Source organism: Leisingera sp. ABM4_103, assembly GCF_056158685.1.
Map to the genome: position 1 here is coordinate 24,349 of NZ_JBSWTU010000009.1, position 15,624 is coordinate 39,972.

Below are 15,624 nucleotides of genomic sequence, written 5' to 3' on the forward strand. Positions count from 1 at the left end.
AATGATAGCGAGTCGAAATAATACTTGCATAATGTAGCGAGTCGAAACTAAAAGGAGTCATCACAAACTGAACCGGAGACTCTGGCAATGCGGATTTCAATCATTTCGGGCGCGGCGCTGATGCTGGCCGCAGGCGCGGCCCTGGCGGATGACGGCCACGCCCATGCGGTAAATCAGGAGGGCGCTGTCCTGTCGGCAGCAGCGGAGGGAACGCGGGCGGCTTTTGACATTCTGGCGGCCCATGCCCACCGCAACGGCAACTTGGTCACCTTTCATATGACCACCAACGGCGATGCAGGCGCTGAGGTGCCGGAGGCGGCTGGCGCCGTGGGCGGGGCAGGGGTGCTGTCCTATGTCTGGCCGACCTCGCTGGACCCGTCGGCAGTCGGTTTTGAGGGCGGCACAGGTATTCTTGCGCTGGCCGCGACCAGCCATCCGGATTTCGACGACACGCCGCTGTATGACGAGAACGGGGACGGTGACCCGGCCAATGACGGGGTGGTCTGGCACAGCCATTGGGTGGTGCTGACCCCCACTGAGGCCTGCGGCCCCGGCGCGCTGGCGGTGCGGGACATTCCGGAAGGCGAAACCCCGCAGCTGCCCGCGACCTGGCCCGGATTCCCGATCTTTCTTGACAGCCCCGGATTTTCGCCGGTGTTCGACGGGCCGGAAATTGCGGTGACGGCAGCCTTTGGCCGGGACGTGGCGCTGGAGGGCGCGGCCTATGACGGGGTGACGGCGGCCTTGAGGGTGAACGCGAATATCCACGCGCCGCTCTTGTGCGTGACCGATGTGTTCGATGTGGCCTCTGGCGACCTGAGCCTGCCGGGCAAGCTGTGACATCTGCTGCCCCGGCGGCCCCTTTGGCGGGCGGGCCGGGGCGGCGCTTCTGACTGAGCGGACACAAGGAGAAAGACATGCCCGCCCCCGAACTCGATACCGTGCAATGGTTCAACAGCCCCGGTCCCGTCACCCTGCAGTCGCTGCGGGGCCGGGTGGTGGTTATCGAAGCGTTCCAGATGCTGTGCCCTGGGTGTGTCAGCCATGGACTGCCGCTGGCGCAGAAGGTGCGAGCCGCCTTTCCGCAGGACCGGGTGGCAGTGCTGGGCCTGCACACGGTGTTTGAGCACCATGCGGCGATGACGCCGGTGTCGCTGGAGGCGTTTTTGAAGGAATACCGGATTACCTTTCCGGTGGCCGTTGACCGCCCCGGCGACGGGCCGCTGCCGCGCACGATGGAAGCCTACGGGATGCGCGGAACGCCCAGCCTGCTGCTGATCGGCAAGGACGGGGAGCTGCGCGCGCATCACTTCGGCGAGGTCCCGGAGCTGCGGCTGGGGGCGGAAATTGCCACGCTGATGGCGGAAGGCGCGTCGTCGGCGGCGGCGGGCACGGCGCCGGACGGGGCCGTGGACGGCTGCGGCCCGTCGGGCTGCACGGTCTGACCCGCGCCGGGCCGGGAGACATCAGGAGAACAGGGCGTTCCAGGTTTCGATCAGGCCGGGAACAGCTTCGGGCGGCAGGGCCAGAAGCAGGAGCTCCTCTTCGTGCGCCGCCGCCAGAATGCGGATTTCAGGCGACACCGGCAGCAGCGTGCAGTCCGGCTTGCGGGCAGGCATTCTGGCCGAACCCGGGCGGGCGGCGCTGGCAGCATAGGCGCTGCGGACCGCTTGCAGCTGATTGAGCAGGGGCGCGGGACCGCCGGTGTCCGGTGCTTGCCTGCTAGGCCTGCAGTGGATCCATGCCAGCGCGTGTTTTGCGGCAGCGGCGCGGATGCTGCTGAGCGGGTTTCGGGCAGGGGAGGCGAGTGCTTCCTTCAGCATTTCCGGTGTGCAGCTCCCTGCGCCTTCCGGCGCCTTGCAGGGGCGCCGGCGGAGAGAGAACCCGGCACCTGCGGCCTCCGCCTCCAGCTTGCTCAGCCGGGCGGCAAACAGCCGGGCGGCGGCGGCGGGATCCTCCGGCGCAGTGCCCGCCTCCGCCGTGCCCTCCAGGGTTAGGCCTGCGAGCCTGCGGTGGGCGGCGATGAGAATGGCGGCGGGGGTCTGGCCGATGCAGAGGGTGATCTCGCGCGGCAGCATTGTCTCCCCGATCTCGCGCAGCACGGCGGGCAGCAGCGGTTCCCGCCCCGCGGCGGCGTGCTGTGTGCGGGCGGTCAGCGCCTGCACCGGCTGCGCCAGCTGCCGCAGCGCCTGGTGCAGCGCGTCCGGGGCGGGCTCAGCGCCCGGGATCTGGCGGGCGGGGCTTGTCATCCTGCCCCTCCGTTCAGGCTGGCCAGCAGTGTGCGGGCCGGGGCGGCGAGGCGGGCGGCGGTGTCTGCGTCGCTGCAAACGCACAGCAGCGCGTCGCCGGATCCGTCGGCCGCGCGGATGCAAAGGCGGGCTTCGCCTGGGGCAAGCATGAGGATGTCATCGGCGGGCGGGCGGGCGGCCTCCGGCCCGGCCTGCACCGCGGCGTCAAGCAGCAGGAAGCCGCGGCGGGCCTGCTGGCACAGCGCGTCGAGGTACTCCTGCGGGTGGCTGGCTGCGCTGCTGCTGCGCAGGACGATGCTGGCGCCCAGATCGCCGAAGGCCGCCAGGCGGCAGCCATCCGCGCTTTGGCGCAGGGTGTCGAGCTGGCGGGCAAGCGTCACCTTGGGTCTCCTTTGCGGCGCAGGCAATCCGGGGCGGCAGCGGCTGGCATGGCGGTATCAGTCTCCGGCAGGCTGGGTTTCAGGGCGGTCGCGGCCCGGACGCTGGCTGCGCTTGGCGGGAGGAGCCACGCGGCGCGGCATCACCCGGCTGGCGGGATCGGCGCTGCCGGCCCCCGCCTGGGCCTGCACCTGTGTCTGCGGCTGTACCTGGGCGGCGGCTTCGCGCTTGCTGCCGAAATCCAGCACTTCGGCGCGCGGTCCTCCGCCCGCTTGCGGTGAGGCTTGCGCGGCAGGCAGGGGCAGAGCAGGGGTTGCGGCCTGGACCGGGCGGCGGCCGGGCTCTTCCCAGTTCAGCAGCAGGTCCACCAGATATTCGACAAAGCGGTCGGCGCCGCTGGTCTTCCAGGCCTCCATATCTTCGCCCGCGGTCAGCGCCTGGCTGAGCGACAGCGGGAAGATGGCGTTGAAGGCATCGCCGGTTTCGTTTTGCACGCGGCGCAGCACGCGGTCCCGGTCGCGGGGATTGCGGAGCTTGTCGTAGTGGGTGATCAGCAGGGTGCTGGGGCCGCTAATATGGCTGGAAATCTCCTCCCACGCCGCGGCCTCGGACTGGCGCCAGGCCTGGGTGGCGTGGGTGCACCAGATAACGCTGTCGGCTTCGGGCAGCAGGTTTTGCCAGACACTGGCGGGCATGTTGGGGTCGGAAATGCCCGGCATGTCGATCAGGTCGCACAGCTCCAGCGCCTCGGCGGGCAGGGTCAGGCGGATCAAAGCGGTGCTCTCCAGCGGCGCATCAGCGATGTCTTCGAGCGGCACCGGAGTATCGCTGCCATCGGTGCCGATGATGCGGGCACCTTCGGCCCCGTGCGACAGCCAGACCGGGGGCAGGCGGGTGGCGGTGACGCGGGTGGGCAGCGGGGCGCGGCCGGCCAGCAGGTTGGTGAGCGTGCTTTTGCCGGCGCTGAATTCACCCATCAAGGCCAGGCGCGGCTTGCGCGCCGGGGCCGCGTCCGGAGCGAGGGTGGCGGTGATGGCGGTTTGATAGGTCATGCGGTGAAGCTCCTGAGGGTTTCCAAGGCATTGGCGGTCCGGGACTGGCGCTGGCGGGCCTCCTCGCCGGCGAACAGCGCCTGCATGTCGCCGCGGCTGCAGTCAGCGATTTCCAGCAGGATGTCGCGCTGCTCGTCCAGGAAGGCCTGCAGCCGGGCGAGGATTGCGGCGCTGGCCTCTGCCGTCTGCACGGTTTTGAGCTGGGTCATGAAATCTTCGGTCTCGCCCTCGATCAGGCTGCGGAACTGCTTGGCAAAGGCCTTGTAGCCGCGGGTGCGGCGCCACCAGGAGGCCCACCAGCTGTCGTTGAAATCCAGTGCAATGGACTGCGCCAGGGCGACGGGCGAGGCGGGCTGGGGCACCTCGGGCACCGCCAGCTGGATGCCCTCGACCGCCGGGCCGAAACCGTCGTAGAGCAGCTCGGCCACATCCTGCACGGCGGCCTCATAGCGGGTCTGCGCGGCGGATTGCAGGCGGCTGGCCATAACGGAATAGGCGGAGCGCAGCAGCATCCGCAGCCCGGCCGGGTCGTACTCCCAATGGCAGTCTTCGCCCCATTTCTCCAGATGGTCGATCAGCGCGTGGGTGGCGCGGTCCGTAAAGGTGGCGTGCGCCCGGTCAGCGCGGTCGCGGAAGGCGCCGAGGACGACTTCTATCTCCGCCTCCAGCGCTTGCAGATGGGTTTGGCACAGATCCTCAAAGGCGGTGCGGACGTCGTGCATGCTGGCGCCGCCGCTGCTGCCCTCGCCTTGCACAAGGACCGCGTTGGCGGCCTGCTGGCCGGTGGCGGCGGTGGTCGCGGAGGCGGCAATGCGCGCCAGCAGCGGTGTGCCGAGGTCGGCGGCGATGCGTTCAGAGACAGCGCGGTTCAGTGCCGGGATGCCCGACAGCTCCCACACCATGTTCTGGGCAGTGGCCTTGGCGTGGGAGGCGTTGACCGAAGCCTCGGCCCAATTCAGGAGCGCGGCGGAGCTGGTTTTGTCCATGTCCTCCAGCCCGCCGGTCAGCACCTTATTGGCCCAATAGGCGCTGCCGAACAGGATCGCGGCCTCCTGCGGGCCGTGGTGGTCGGCAAGGGTCTGGCGGATGCTGGCCTCAATCTCAGCGATCTGATTTGCAGGGTCGGCCAGCTCGTCGATGCGGTTGACGAAAATCACCACCTCGCGCGATTTGAGATTGGAAATCATCCGGATCAGCCCCATGTCGACCGAGGTCAGCGCCTGGCCTGCCGACAGCACAACGACGCAGATGCGGCTGTCGCGGATCGCTTGGATGGTGATTTGCTCGCGCATCATGAAGGTGTCGTTGACACCCGGCGTGTCGCGCAGGCAGAGGCGGTGCGGCACAGCCCGGCAATTGAGGTAGAGGTCGGCGGCGCGGGTTATATCGGCAAAGCGGCCCTGTTCGTCCAGCGCGCCCGGCTCCTCGTCGCCGAAGTCGTCGCCGAGGCAGATGTAGCGTTCGATCAGGTTCTTGTCGAAATAACCGTATTCGTGCTTCTGCCCCATCAGGAGCTCGAACTTGCGGCCCAGCCGCTGGCGGGAGCGCTCACGCATCTCCTCGATCTGGGTCCGGATCTTCTGCAGCTCGCTGTCCGCGCCTGCGCGGCCCGCCATTTCGCCGATGCGGCCGCCCTTGTTGAGCAGCCGGTCCCATTCCTCCTCGGTCATGAACTGGAAGCAGGCCTTGTTCTCGGTACGGGTTTCGCCCGGCTCCAGGTGCAGCGAGGTGACAACCGAGGTCCAGGGGTTCACATCAGACGGCAGCAGGTCGGCCCAGCCCGCCATCGCGTTAACCAGAGAAGTCTTGCCGGATTTCACCTGCCCCAGCAGGGTGACGCTGGGTTCAAAGGTGCCGAGCTCCGCCTGCAGGCGGGTCAGGCTGCGCCGGACGCGCTCGCCTGACACACCGGCAAGGGCGGCCAGCGCGGTGTCCAGCCGCTGCGCCTTGCGGGCGAAGGCCGCCAGCGGCTCCAGCCCGGCGTTCAGGTTGGTCGGCCGCGCAGAGGCACGGATGTCGGTTGCACTCTCGATCTGGGCTTCCATGTTCATGGCTTGGTCTTCTGTTCCTGCATCGGCTTGTTGCTTGGGCGCGTTTCCGGGCGGCTTTATCCGGGCGGGTCTTCGGCAAGCTCCTTTTTCAGCTGGAAAAGCAGCGTCACCGCGTCGATGGCCGCGTCTTCGTCCTGTTCCAGCTGACACAGCATCAGGAGCTCCTCGCCGTCCTGGGCGGCCTCTTTTGCAGCCGTCAACGCGGCGCTGCCGGGCAGGGCCTCCAGCGAGGCAGACAGGCCGCGGATCAGATCCATGCATTGTGCCAGAACGGGTCCCGCCTGCGGGCCGCCGGCCGCTTCGGCCTGGGCCAGCATGTCCTCGGCGCCGGTTTGCAGCTGGTCCAGCGCGGCCGCCAGGCTGGCGGCTGGAGCTTGCTGGGTTTCAGCGGTTGCGGCTGCGGGAGCGGGTGTGTCTGCCAAGGGCTCTCCGCCGAACTGGCGGATCAGCAGCTCAGCCTGATCCGCGTCCGAGGCGCGGCCCAGGTCGATCTGGCGTTTTACATCATCCGCAAGCTGCTTGCCGCCGCTGGAGCGCCAGAGGTCTTCCGCCGGGGTGTCGGCTGCCTGCGCCGTCAGCCCCTGGATCGCGGCCACAGGGTAGACGCCAAGGAACTCCTCTGCGGCCACCGGCTCCAGCGCCTCGATCAGGCCGGAGAGGGCACCGCGCATGATCTGGCGGTCGGCCATGGTGAGGACCAGGAAGCTGTGGTCCTTGGTGCGGTCGGGCATGGCCGCCCACAGGGACTGATCGGCCTCCGGGAAGGTTTCGCTGCACCACAGGACGATGTCTGCCATGGCAGCGGCCTGCTGCAGTGTCTCCTGCTGGCGGGCGGGAGGGCCGGACAACGGGATTTCGGTGTAGCTGTGGGTGCGCAGCCGCGGGTCGGGCAGATACTGGCGCGCCCGCACCGCGCCGGGCGGCACCGCAGCGTTTGCCAGGCAGCCCGCCTGCTGCAGGCGTTCGCCCGTAGCGGTTTCAAACTCCACCTGTTCCTGTGGCCCATGGCAGATCCGGGTCAGCAGGCCGGCGGCGTTCCTGCCGGTCACCACCCGGCCCAGCAGCATGTCGATCAGCGCCGATTTTCCGCTGCCCGGTGCGCCGGTAACGGCCACCTGCACCGGCTGGCGCAGGCGCTGCAGCAGCTGGCTGCCCCAGCCGCTGACATTTGATGGCAGCAGGCCGGAGCTGAGGGTGTGCTCCAGCTGGCCTGCAAGCGGCGTTATGTCTCTCTGGGGCAGGCTCACACCGGTGCATCCGTCTTGTTGCGGCTGGCGGCGGGCGCGGCGGACCACGTCGCAGAGGCCAGCAGGGTGATCACGCGGCGGCCGGCGCGGTGGCGGGGCGCCGCGGTCTGTTGCTGCGGTGCCGGAGCGGGCTGTACCGGATCCGGGTCCGTGGCGTGCGGGTCGAAAGGCTTGATGACGCAAAGCGCGGCGTTGTCCTGCTCCGGCGCGTCCAGCGCCTCCAGCCGCTGCATCAGCACCGCGCCGATACGGGCGCTGGGGCTGCGGCATTCGGCGGCCAGCACGGCAGCGATTTCGTCTTCGGGCAGGAATTGCAGCCCGTCGCTGGCGGCCAGCACGATATCGCCCGCCTGCAGGCGCACCGGAGCACTGCGGCAGTCGATGCGGGGGATGCCGGCGCCGGTCAGCACAGAGGTCACGCAGTGGCGGTCCGGGTGGCTGGCGGCCTCTGCCGGGTCCATGCGGCCTTCTGCCACCAGGCCGTCGAATTCCGCCGCCATCGAGTGGTCGGCGTTCAGACGGATCAGGCGGCCATCGCGGAACAGGTAAAGGGGCGAGTCGCCGGCCGAGATCCAGTAGAGCCGGTCGCAAAACAGCACCGGCGCCAGCAGGGTGGCACCCATGCCGCGGGCCTGGGGCTGGTGGCTGGCGTATTCGCCGAGGCAGGCGTCGGCGCCGCTGGCGGCCTGCTGCAGCACCGCGCCGATGGCCTGCTCCAGTGCCGCAGGGTCCCCGGCCTGCAGCTTCAGTTCGCTGAACACTTCGGTCACCACGATGCGGCTGGCGATGTCGCCGGCCGCGTGGCCGCCCATGCCGTCGGCCAGCACCGCAAAGCCGGTGCCGGTGCCGGCCGGGAAATCGGCGGCAACCGCATCCTCCTGGCGCTCGCGGCGGCCCTGGCTGATGGCCGTCGCGGCGTCGTATTCGACCTCAGCGGAACGCAGCATCTGCGGCATCGCTGTGTTGCGGCTGGTCCCAGCCGAAGTCCGCGCCGCACAGGGGCACGAAACGCAGGGTGGTTTCGCCGATCCGGATCACGTCGCCCGCCGACAGCTCCTCGGTGCTGAGCACGGGGCGGCCGTTGCGGCGCACCAGATTGGCCTTGCCGCCGTGGCCGATGAAGAAGGCTTTCTGCTCCGGGTCAAAGGCGATCGCGGCGTGGTTGTCGCGGGAGATGCTGTTGTCGCCGAAGTCCAGCCGCACGGTCTGGTCCTCGCCGCGGCCAATGACCGTCACGCCGCTGAACAGGGTGAAGGCCGCGCCGCGGCCCGGGCCCTGCACGATGGCGAGCCAGCCGACCGGGAACTGGGTGTAGCCGGGTGCCGTGCTTTCCGAGCTGCGGGCGAAGGGGTCGCTCCCGGCCGCCTGGGCAGGGCTGAACCCCAGAAGGCGGGTCTTGACGCGGCCCGCGCGGCTGGCGCCGCGGCCCATCGAGGGCGCGGGCACGTCGATGGGTGCGGCGGCAGGGGCCTGCGGCGCGGCTGCTGGCGGGGCTTCCGGTGCAGGCTGAGGCTCAGGAGCGGGCGCAGCTTGACGGGCAGGGGGGTCAGGCTGGAGAACACTGGCCTGCTGAGTGTCCTGTGTGCGGGCAAGCTCCGGTTCAGGCTGCAGAGCCGGGGCAGGGGCCGCGGGCGCGGGTTCGCCGTCGTCGGCCGCGGTGTCCAGTTCCCGCCCGGCGGCGTTGCTGCGCGTGAAGATCCGGTAGGGCTTGGCGGTGTCCTCTGCCGGCTCCGGCGGTTGCAGGCGGCCGAAATCCGGATCGGCGCCAAAAGGATCCGCCGTATCTTCCTCCACTTCTACTTCATCTTCCTCCGCTTCTGCTTGCTGCGGGGCATAGACGTCCTCATCCGGCGTTTCCACAGGCTCCAAATGCGCGCGGTCATCGTCCGGGGTGTCGAAGAAGGCGGCAGTGTCCGGGTACTCTTGTGCTGCGGGCTCGGCGGCCGGCGGCTGTTCGCGGGCGAAAAAGGCGGCAATGGCGTCCTCGTCCGGCGCAGCCGCATTCAAACCATCGAGGCTATCCTCCGGGTCCGCTTGCGGAAGAGGCGCCGGCGCCGGCTGCAAACCGCGGAAATCCTCCGGCAGGCCTGCAGACGCGGCAGGCGCTGGGTCTGCAGCCGGGTCCGGGTCCAGCCGGAAGCCGTGGCCGAGGCTCAGGGGAGCGCTGCTGCAGGTATCCTCCGCGGGCGGCTGCACGGGTTCCGCGATGGCCGTGGTTGGGCCGTCCAGGCGGACCCGTTCCCGCTTTTCACCGATGATATCCTTGATGAACTTCATACCCATTCCCTTCAATTCTTAACCGTTTGCGGGCTGCTGGCTTGCCGCCCGAAGATCCTGCGCAGGCGGCTGGCGAAGGCTGGCTTGTCCTGGCGCAGTCCTAATGCCGGATCCGCCGGATCGCTGAGCGGCACAGGGGCTGCGGCAGGCGGCTGCTGCGCAACCGGGGCGATTTTCTTGCGCCAGGCGATTGCGTCCTCTTCCTCCAGCCAGGCCTCCAGGTCGGTGACGGGCTCGCCGAAGATGTTGACCAGCGGGCGGCGGGGCTCTGACGGCGGGGCGGCAGGCGGCGTCTGCGTCTGGCGGGCAGAGCGGGGCAGGCGCGGCGTGAGGCTGCCGTTGGTCTTGGCAACCAGCTCGGCAATGGCCGTGACGAGACTGCAGCCGTCTCCGGCCGATCCGGCCGCGGCCGGATCGGCTTGCGGGATTGCGCTATCCTGCGGCGCGTCTTCCTCTGCCAGCGCATCCGCCCAGTCGCGCGCGCTCTGGAACCGTTCCGCCGGAAGCACCGACATCGCCATGTCCACGGTTGCCAGCAGCGCCGGATCAGCGGCCCACGGTCCGCCCAAGAGCGGGCGGCAGGGGTCAGGGGTGCCCCCCATCAGCGCCGCCAGACGCTGCTGGCTGGAGGCGGGAGGGGCGCCGGTGATCAAGTAGTAGAGCGTCGCGCCAAGGGCGTAGAGGTCACAGGCGGGGCGCTGGGGCAGATCGGGGCTGTAGAGCTCATGGGCGGAATAGCCGTCCTTGACCGCCAGCAGCATCGGCAGCGCGGTGCCGTCATCGGGTGTGCTGCCGCAGGCGGCGCCGAAATCGATCAGCGTCACCGTGCCGTCCTTGCCCAGCAGGATGTTGTCCGGCGAGATATCGCGGTGCAGGACGCCCAGCCGGTGCAGACAGTCCAGCGCCTCCAGCGATTGGTCGAGGATCTGGCGCAGAACTGGCCCGGTCAGCCGCTCCGGCTGCTCCTCGCGGACGGTCAACAGGTCCAGCCCGTCGATGAACTCCATCGCGATATAGGCGGTCTGGTTCTCCTTGAAGACCTGGTGCACTCCGACGATGGCCGGGTGGCGCGCACGCGCCAGCAGATGCGCCTCGCGCAGGAAGACGCGCAGCACGTTGCGGCAGGATTTGGCGTGTTCGGGGGCGGCGGGTTCCACATCGGTGCCGGCGCGGCGGCAGAGACCCGCCGGGAAGCATTCCTTGAGGACGACGCGCCGCTCCAGGCTGTCGCGGGCCAGGTAGGTGATCCCGAAGCCGCCGCTGATCAGCGGCCGCTCGATCTGGTACTGGCCCTGCAGCAGCTTGAAGCCGCTGGGCAGTTCGCAGGCCGGCGCCGGATCGGCGGAATGAGTGTCGTGCGGCACAGCGTCAGTCCCTCGTGGCAGTGCAGGATCCGGCCGGATGGCGCGGAGTTGCCTTCACGCTGAAAGCCAAATGCGGAATGTTCGCGGCGCTTTCCGGGCAATTGCGGCAGAGCTGCCCGATTTTGGCCGCATTTGCCGGGAAAGGGCTGTAAACATTGGGTTAAGGGGCGGCCGGCGACTTGCGTTGAAGTTAGTTAAACTGGCACCCAATACGGTGGAAAACACGGCTGGCAGGCAGCACGGTTTGACAAGGCCGGGCAAGCGGCGCGGCAGAGGCGCCGGATTGGACCAATGCTGATGATCTGTGCGGTCAACGGTTCCTAAAGCGTTGCAAAAATTTGCTTTTCCACTTCTGGTGTTGCGGTGTAATCCCATTGATTCGGCTAAGGCGAGCGCTATAGTGCTGCTGATAAGGGGAACGGTTCCGTGGCAGACGTCCAATATCAGAACTTGCGTGTCAGGCTGCGCGGGGACACGCGGCAATGCCATGTGGCCTTGGATGATCATGTGACCCGGCTGGACCGGCAGGGCGCTGAGGGCTATGCGCGCTTTCTGCTGCTGCAGTGGCGGCTGTTTGCGGCGCTGGAGCCAGTGAGCCGTGACGCGGCCTGCGCGCCGGTCATCCGCGATTTGAAGCAGCGGTCAGGAGCGGACCTGGAGCGGCTGGACCGCGCCGCACCGGTGCCTGCGCTGCCGCTGATGCCGCATCCGCTGGCTGTGGATTACCTGGTCTCAGGCTCGCGCCTGGGCGCGCAGGTGCTGCGCAAGCGCTGGCTGGACCGCGGTTTGCCTGAGGTTTCCAGTGCCTGCGCCTATCTGTCGGCCCCGTCCTATGCAGAAAACTGGCGCGGGTTCGTGGCCCGGGCGGAAAAGCTGCCGGGCGAGGGCGCCGCGGCTGACCGGATTGTCAAAGATTGTACCTGGCTGTTCGAATTTTGCTTAGAATGTATTGCTGCTGAGTTGGCTATTGGGAGGGCGGTTCATGCCTGACAACACATCCGGCGCTGCCAAGGCGCAGGTGGATCTGACCACATGCGATCAGGAGCCGATCCACATCATCGGCCATGTGCAGAGTTTCGGCTGCCTGATTGCAGTTTCTGCCGACTGGATCATCGCCCATGCTTCTGCCAACTGCGGCGAGGTCCTGGGGTTTGACGATTCCGGGCTGGCGGGGCGGCCGGTGACCGATATCCTTAGCCCGCAGGCATTGCACGACCTGCGCACGCGGATGCAGATGCTGCGGATGCAGCAAGGCGCTGTGCGGGTTTTCGGCTATGACCTGCGCGGCGACGGACAGCTGTTTGACGTGTCCATCCACATGTCCGGGCGGCTGTTTGTGCTGGAGTTCGAACGCCGGGACGCGGATGCCGGGGATGTGCATGATCCGGGCCTTGTGCAGGCGCTGATTGGCCGGATGCAGCGTTTCAATAAGCTGGAAGGCATGGCCCAGGAAGCCGCGCGGGGCCTTAAGGCGCTGAGCGGCTTCAGCCGGGTCATGGTATACAAGTTCGAAGAAGACGGTAGCGGCACGGTTATAGCGGAGGCCCGCGATTCCGGAATGGAGCCGTTTCTGGGCCTGCGCTATCCGGCCAGCGACGTCCCCAAGCAGGCGCGGGCGCTGTACGTGCGCAGCCTGCTGCGGATTATTCCGGACGCAGCGGCGCCGGTCTATCCTGTGCTGCCGGAAACCGATCCCAACGGCACCCCGCTGGACCTTTCGCTGGCGGTGACCCGGGCGGTCTCTCCGATCCATCTGGAGTACCTGAAGAACATGGGGGTTGCGGCCTCGATGTCGGTCTCCATCCTGCGCAACGGCCAATTGTGGGGGCTGTTTGCCTGCCATAATAACAGCCCGTGTTACCTCAGTTATGAAAAGCGCACCTCGGTTGAGCTGTTCGCGCAGCTGTTCAATTACGAGCTTGCGCAGATGGAAATGACCGAGGAACTGGGGGATATTGACCGCTCCCGGGCGCTGCACGACCATCTGATGCCGCAGCTTTCAAGCGGTTGCAGCCTGTTTGAAGCCTTTGACGAACTCTGCACCGGTATCGGGGAAGTCATCCCGTTTGATGGTGCTGCGATTTACTCGGACGGCGAGTACAAATCCGTCGGCTCCGCCCCGGCAGAGGAAGAGTTCCTGGGGCTGGTGCGGTTTCTGAACACAACGCCGCCCGGGCAGGTCTACTCCAACAGCAATCTGATTGCGCGCTATCCCGGCACTGACGGGTTTTCGGACCGGGTGGCAGGACTGCTGGCGATCCCTGTCTCGCGGACACCGCGGGATTATTTCGTTCTGTTCCGGCGCGAAGTGGTCAAATCAGTGACCTGGGCCGGAAATCCCGAGAAACCCGCCGAACCGGGCCCCAATGGTCTGCGGCTGACGCCGCGCAAAAGCTTTGAGGCCTGGCAGGAGGTGGCGCGCGGCCATTGCCAGCCCTGGAAACAGCGCGAACAGCGCACCGCCGAAGCACTGCGCACAACCCTGATCGAAGTGGTGCTGAAGCTGGCGGATGAAAACAATGCCGCCCGCAAGCGGGCCCAGGACCAGCAGGAACTGCTGATCGCGGAACTGAACCACCGGGTGCGCAACATACTGAACCTGATCCGCGGGCTGGTGTCGCAAGGCAAGGAGTCGGTGAAATCCGCCGACGCCTTTGGTGAAGTGCTGGACGCGCGCATTCACGCGCTGGCACGGGCGCATGACCAGCTGACCGGGTCGGAGTGGGACTGGAATACGCTGCACGGGCTGATCGGGACGGAAACCGAGGCTTTTCTGGCCGGCAAAAGCAGCCGCGTATCAATTGATGGCGACGCGCTGGAATTGTCGCCGGCGGCCTTCACCTGCATGGCGCTGGTCATACATGAGCTGGTGACAAATTCGGTCAAATACGGCGCGCTCAGCAATTCCTCCGGCCGGGTGGAGATCCGCACCGCCCTGAACGCCGATGGCACCGCTGCTCTCAACTGGTGCGAGCACGACGGCCCGCCGGTGAAGGCGCCGGAGCGCAGGGGCTTTGGCACCACGCTCATTGAGCAATCCGTGCCGTTTGAGCTGAAGGGGCGGGCGGACGTGAAGTACCGCGTCACCGGGCTGGAGGCAGGCTTTGTGCTGCCGGCCCGCCATGTGCGGAAAGCGGAAAAGCCTGAGGCTGCAATGCCGGCAGCGGCGGCGCAGAAGTCAGGGGTAGTGCGGCACCTGACCGGCGGCGCGCTGGTGCTGGAGGACAACATGATCATCGCGATGGATGCCGCGGACATGCTGACCCAGCTGGGCGCCGAAAAGGTGGAGACATGCAGCGGGGTGACCACCGCATTGAACCTGCTGGCGCAAGGCGGCACTCAGTTTGTGCTGGCGGACATGAACCTGGGGTCCGAAACCTCGCTGCCGGTGGTGGAGAAGTGCCGGGAGCTGGGCATCCCGGTCGTGCTGGCCACGGGATATGGCGAAACCGAAGATGTCATCACGCGCTTCCCGGGCCTGAAAATCCTGAAAAAGCCCTATACGGTTGAACAGCTTAGCGGGGTTCTGGAGGCGATGCCCCCAGCAGGCGGCGGCGGCTGACCTCCGGGCGCGGGCTGCGGTTCCATCTAAATCGAACAGGCCCGCCGGGGAGTACCGGCGGGCCTGTTCGTTCGCGGGTTGCGGCGCTTCCCCGGGTCAGGCCACGTCGCGGAAGTTTATCACACGGTGGATGCCGACGTCCGGTTCGCTCACGTCGTCGCGCATCGCGGCGTTAAGCATTTTCAGCCCGACCAGGATCGGGTTGGAATCCGAGGCCCAGATCGCCGCCTCGCGCGGGGTCAGTTGCAGCAGGGTGACCTTGGGATCCTCGCGGCCCTTCTCGAACCACGCGGCCACCGGCGGGCTCCACAGGCTGTCGAGCTTCTCGTCGCTTTCGTAGACCACGATCGGTCCCTTGACCGAAGCGTGGTAGTCGCCCTTTTGGGACTGATAGGCAAAAGTGGCCTCTGCGCCCAGGCCCACTGCGGCCACCAGATCGGTGTCAGCGGAGGTGATGAACCATATCTCGCCGCTGTCGGGGTCGGCAAAGTGGCTCATCGGCTGCGGGTGCTGGCTGCTGCCGTCCACCGAAAGCATGCCGGTGCGGGTGTCCTCCAGGCGTTTCCAAAGCTGGGCGGCGGCGTCTGCGTCACTGTCAGGTCTGCGGGCCATGTCAAATGCTCTCCAGCATCCGGTCCACGGTCTGGCGGACATCGTCCTTGGTCTTGCCAAGCCGCTGTTCCAGCAGCCCTTCGAGCTTCTGGCGTTCGCCCTTGGTTTCTTCCAGCTCGTCGTCGGTCAGCTCGCCGTAGGTTTCCCGCAGGCGGCCCTTGAGCTCGGTCCATTTACCGGTGATGCGGTCGTCGTCCATGTCGTGTCCTCCTTGGGAAATTGCGGTGGGCCGCCGCGTCGCGGCGGCGGCAAAGGGAGAACGCGGGGGAGGCTGCGAAGTTCCGTTTTTTCCTAGTATCTTTGCAACCCGGCCGGGAGGAGCTGCGGAATGGCTGATTACCAGACCAATTCCGGCAGCACGGCGCACTGCCGCCCGGGAAGGGGCAGTTATTCGCCCAAAAGCTGCATTACCGTGTCCAGATGCGGGGTTGCAAATGGGCGGCTAAGCATCGGCAGGGCCTTCAGTTCCGGCTCTGTGGTGTCGCCATTGATCAGAATGATGCGCCACTCCGTGGCCATGGCCGACTGCAGCCAGTCGCGTGCCTCCGGATCGCTGAGCGGGAAGCCGAAGAACACCATGTGAGGCACGCGCGCGGTGAATTCCAGCGGGTTGGCGAGACCATCCAGGCGGGTCTCGCTGCTGACCGCCGGATACCCCCGCCGCAGCAGGTAGTCGCTGATGTCCGCGGCTTCCAGCGCGTGTGGGGTCAGGATCAGAACGGGGGCGTTTGCGCCGGCGGCTTTAGTGCTCATTGGTCTTCCTCAAAATTTTTTGAACGCGAGGAATGGCACCTTTGCGCGTTGGCGCGCATTAAACTGTGACATATCAGAG

15 protein-coding genes are annotated in these 15,624 nt (G+C 67.3%); 4 read left to right on the plus strand and 11 right to left on the minus strand.

Going from position 1 to position 15,624, the window contains the following annotated elements; translation table 11 throughout:
* Nucleotides 1-87 precede the first annotated feature (87 nt).
* Nucleotides 88-840 carry a hypothetical protein gene (locus ACXAED_RS24620; protein WP_475054402.1) on the plus strand — a complete coding sequence of 251 codons (753 nt, stop codon included), beginning with the start codon at nucleotides 88-90 and terminating at the stop codon, nucleotides 838-840.
* Between the two features lie 77 nt (nucleotides 841-917).
* A complete protein-coding gene (locus tag ACXAED_RS24625; RefSeq protein WP_475054404.1) occupies nucleotides 918-1,445 on the plus strand; it encodes a redoxin domain-containing protein in 528 nt (175 codons plus the stop codon).
* Nucleotides 1,446-1,466: 21 nt separating this feature from the next.
* On the opposite strand, the gene ACXAED_RS24630 is transcribed toward ACXAED_RS24625, so the two are convergent.
* Genes ACXAED_RS24630 through ACXAED_RS24665 form a run of 8 tightly spaced genes read right to left on the minus strand, consistent with a single transcriptional unit; the run spans nucleotide 1,467 to nucleotide 10,618 of the window.
* Nucleotides 1,467-2,249 (minus strand): hypothetical protein, encoded by a 783-nt coding sequence (locus ACXAED_RS24630; RefSeq protein ID WP_475054406.1) that lies wholly within the window; start codon nucleotides 2,247-2,249, stop codon nucleotides 1,467-1,469.
* The gene (locus ACXAED_RS24635; RefSeq protein WP_475054407.1) at nucleotides 2,246-2,629 is read right to left on the minus strand and encodes a hypothetical protein; all 384 of its coding nucleotides are present in this window, start codon (nucleotides 2,627-2,629) and stop codon (nucleotides 2,246-2,248) included. Before ACXAED_RS24635 ends, ACXAED_RS24630 begins: the two co-directional genes overlap by 4 nt.
* 57 nt (nucleotides 2,630-2,686) lie before the next feature.
* On the minus strand, nucleotides 2,687-3,679 hold the full coding sequence (locus ACXAED_RS24640) for a dynamin family protein (RefSeq protein WP_475054410.1): 993 nt from the start codon (nucleotides 3,677-3,679) through the stop codon (nucleotides 2,687-2,689).
* On the minus strand, nucleotides 3,676-5,730 hold the full coding sequence (locus ACXAED_RS24645) for a dynamin family protein (protein ID WP_475054411.1): 2,055 nt from the start codon (nucleotides 5,728-5,730) through the stop codon (nucleotides 3,676-3,678). The genes ACXAED_RS24640 and ACXAED_RS24645 overlap by 4 nt, the downstream gene beginning before the upstream one ends.
* Before the next feature lie 56 nt (nucleotides 5,731-5,786).
* On the minus strand, nucleotides 5,787-6,977 hold the full coding sequence (locus ACXAED_RS24650) for a hypothetical protein (RefSeq protein WP_475054412.1): 1,191 nt from the start codon (nucleotides 6,975-6,977) through the stop codon (nucleotides 5,787-5,789).
* Nucleotides 6,974-7,924 (minus strand): PP2C family protein-serine/threonine phosphatase, encoded by a 951-nt coding sequence (locus tag ACXAED_RS24655; protein WP_475054415.1) that lies wholly within the window; start codon nucleotides 7,922-7,924, stop codon nucleotides 6,974-6,976. Before ACXAED_RS24655 ends, ACXAED_RS24650 begins: the two co-directional genes overlap by 4 nt.
* Nucleotides 7,908-9,254, minus strand: coding sequence for an FHA domain-containing protein (locus tag ACXAED_RS24660; protein WP_475054417.1), 1,347 nt, complete (start codon nucleotides 9,252-9,254; stop codon nucleotides 7,908-7,910). Before ACXAED_RS24660 ends, ACXAED_RS24655 begins: the two co-directional genes overlap by 17 nt.
* Nucleotides 9,255-9,265: 11 nt before the next feature.
* Complete coding sequence (locus ACXAED_RS24665) at nucleotides 9,266-10,618, minus strand: serine/threonine protein kinase (protein WP_475054418.1); 1,353 nt, start codon at nucleotides 10,616-10,618, stop codon at nucleotides 9,266-9,268.
* Between the two features lie 426 nt (nucleotides 10,619-11,044).
* On the opposite strand from ACXAED_RS24665, the gene ACXAED_RS24670 reads away from it, so the two are divergent.
* Both ACXAED_RS24670 and ACXAED_RS24675 read left to right on the plus strand, forming a co-directional pair.
* Nucleotides 11,045-11,608, plus strand: coding sequence for a biliverdin-producing heme oxygenase (locus ACXAED_RS24670; protein ID WP_475054419.1), 564 nt, complete (start codon nucleotides 11,045-11,047; stop codon nucleotides 11,606-11,608).
* Nucleotides 11,601-14,180, plus strand: coding sequence for an HWE histidine kinase domain-containing protein (locus ACXAED_RS24675; protein WP_475054421.1), 2,580 nt, complete (start codon nucleotides 11,601-11,603; stop codon nucleotides 14,178-14,180). Before ACXAED_RS24670 ends, ACXAED_RS24675 begins: the two co-directional genes overlap by 8 nt.
* A gap of 96 nt (nucleotides 14,181-14,276) precedes the next feature.
* Here ACXAED_RS24675 and ACXAED_RS24680 read toward each other — a convergent pair whose 3' ends face one another.
* The 3 genes from ACXAED_RS24680 to ACXAED_RS24690 form a co-directional block, all read right to left on the minus strand.
* Nucleotides 14,277-14,792 carry a pyridoxamine 5'-phosphate oxidase family protein gene (locus tag ACXAED_RS24680; protein WP_475054422.1) on the minus strand — a complete coding sequence of 172 codons (516 nt, stop codon included), beginning with the start codon at nucleotides 14,790-14,792 and terminating at the stop codon, nucleotides 14,277-14,279.
* 1 nt (nucleotide 14,793) lies between these two features.
* Complete coding sequence (locus ACXAED_RS24685) at nucleotides 14,794-14,991, minus strand: CsbD family protein (protein WP_475054424.1); 198 nt, start codon at nucleotides 14,989-14,991, stop codon at nucleotides 14,794-14,796.
* A 188-nt stretch (nucleotides 14,992-15,179) separates the two neighbouring features.
* Entirely contained in the window at nucleotides 15,180-15,545 is a 366-nt protein-coding gene (locus ACXAED_RS24690; protein ID WP_475054426.1) for a hypothetical protein, read from the minus strand.
* Between the last annotated feature and the right edge of the window lie 79 nt (nucleotides 15,546-15,624).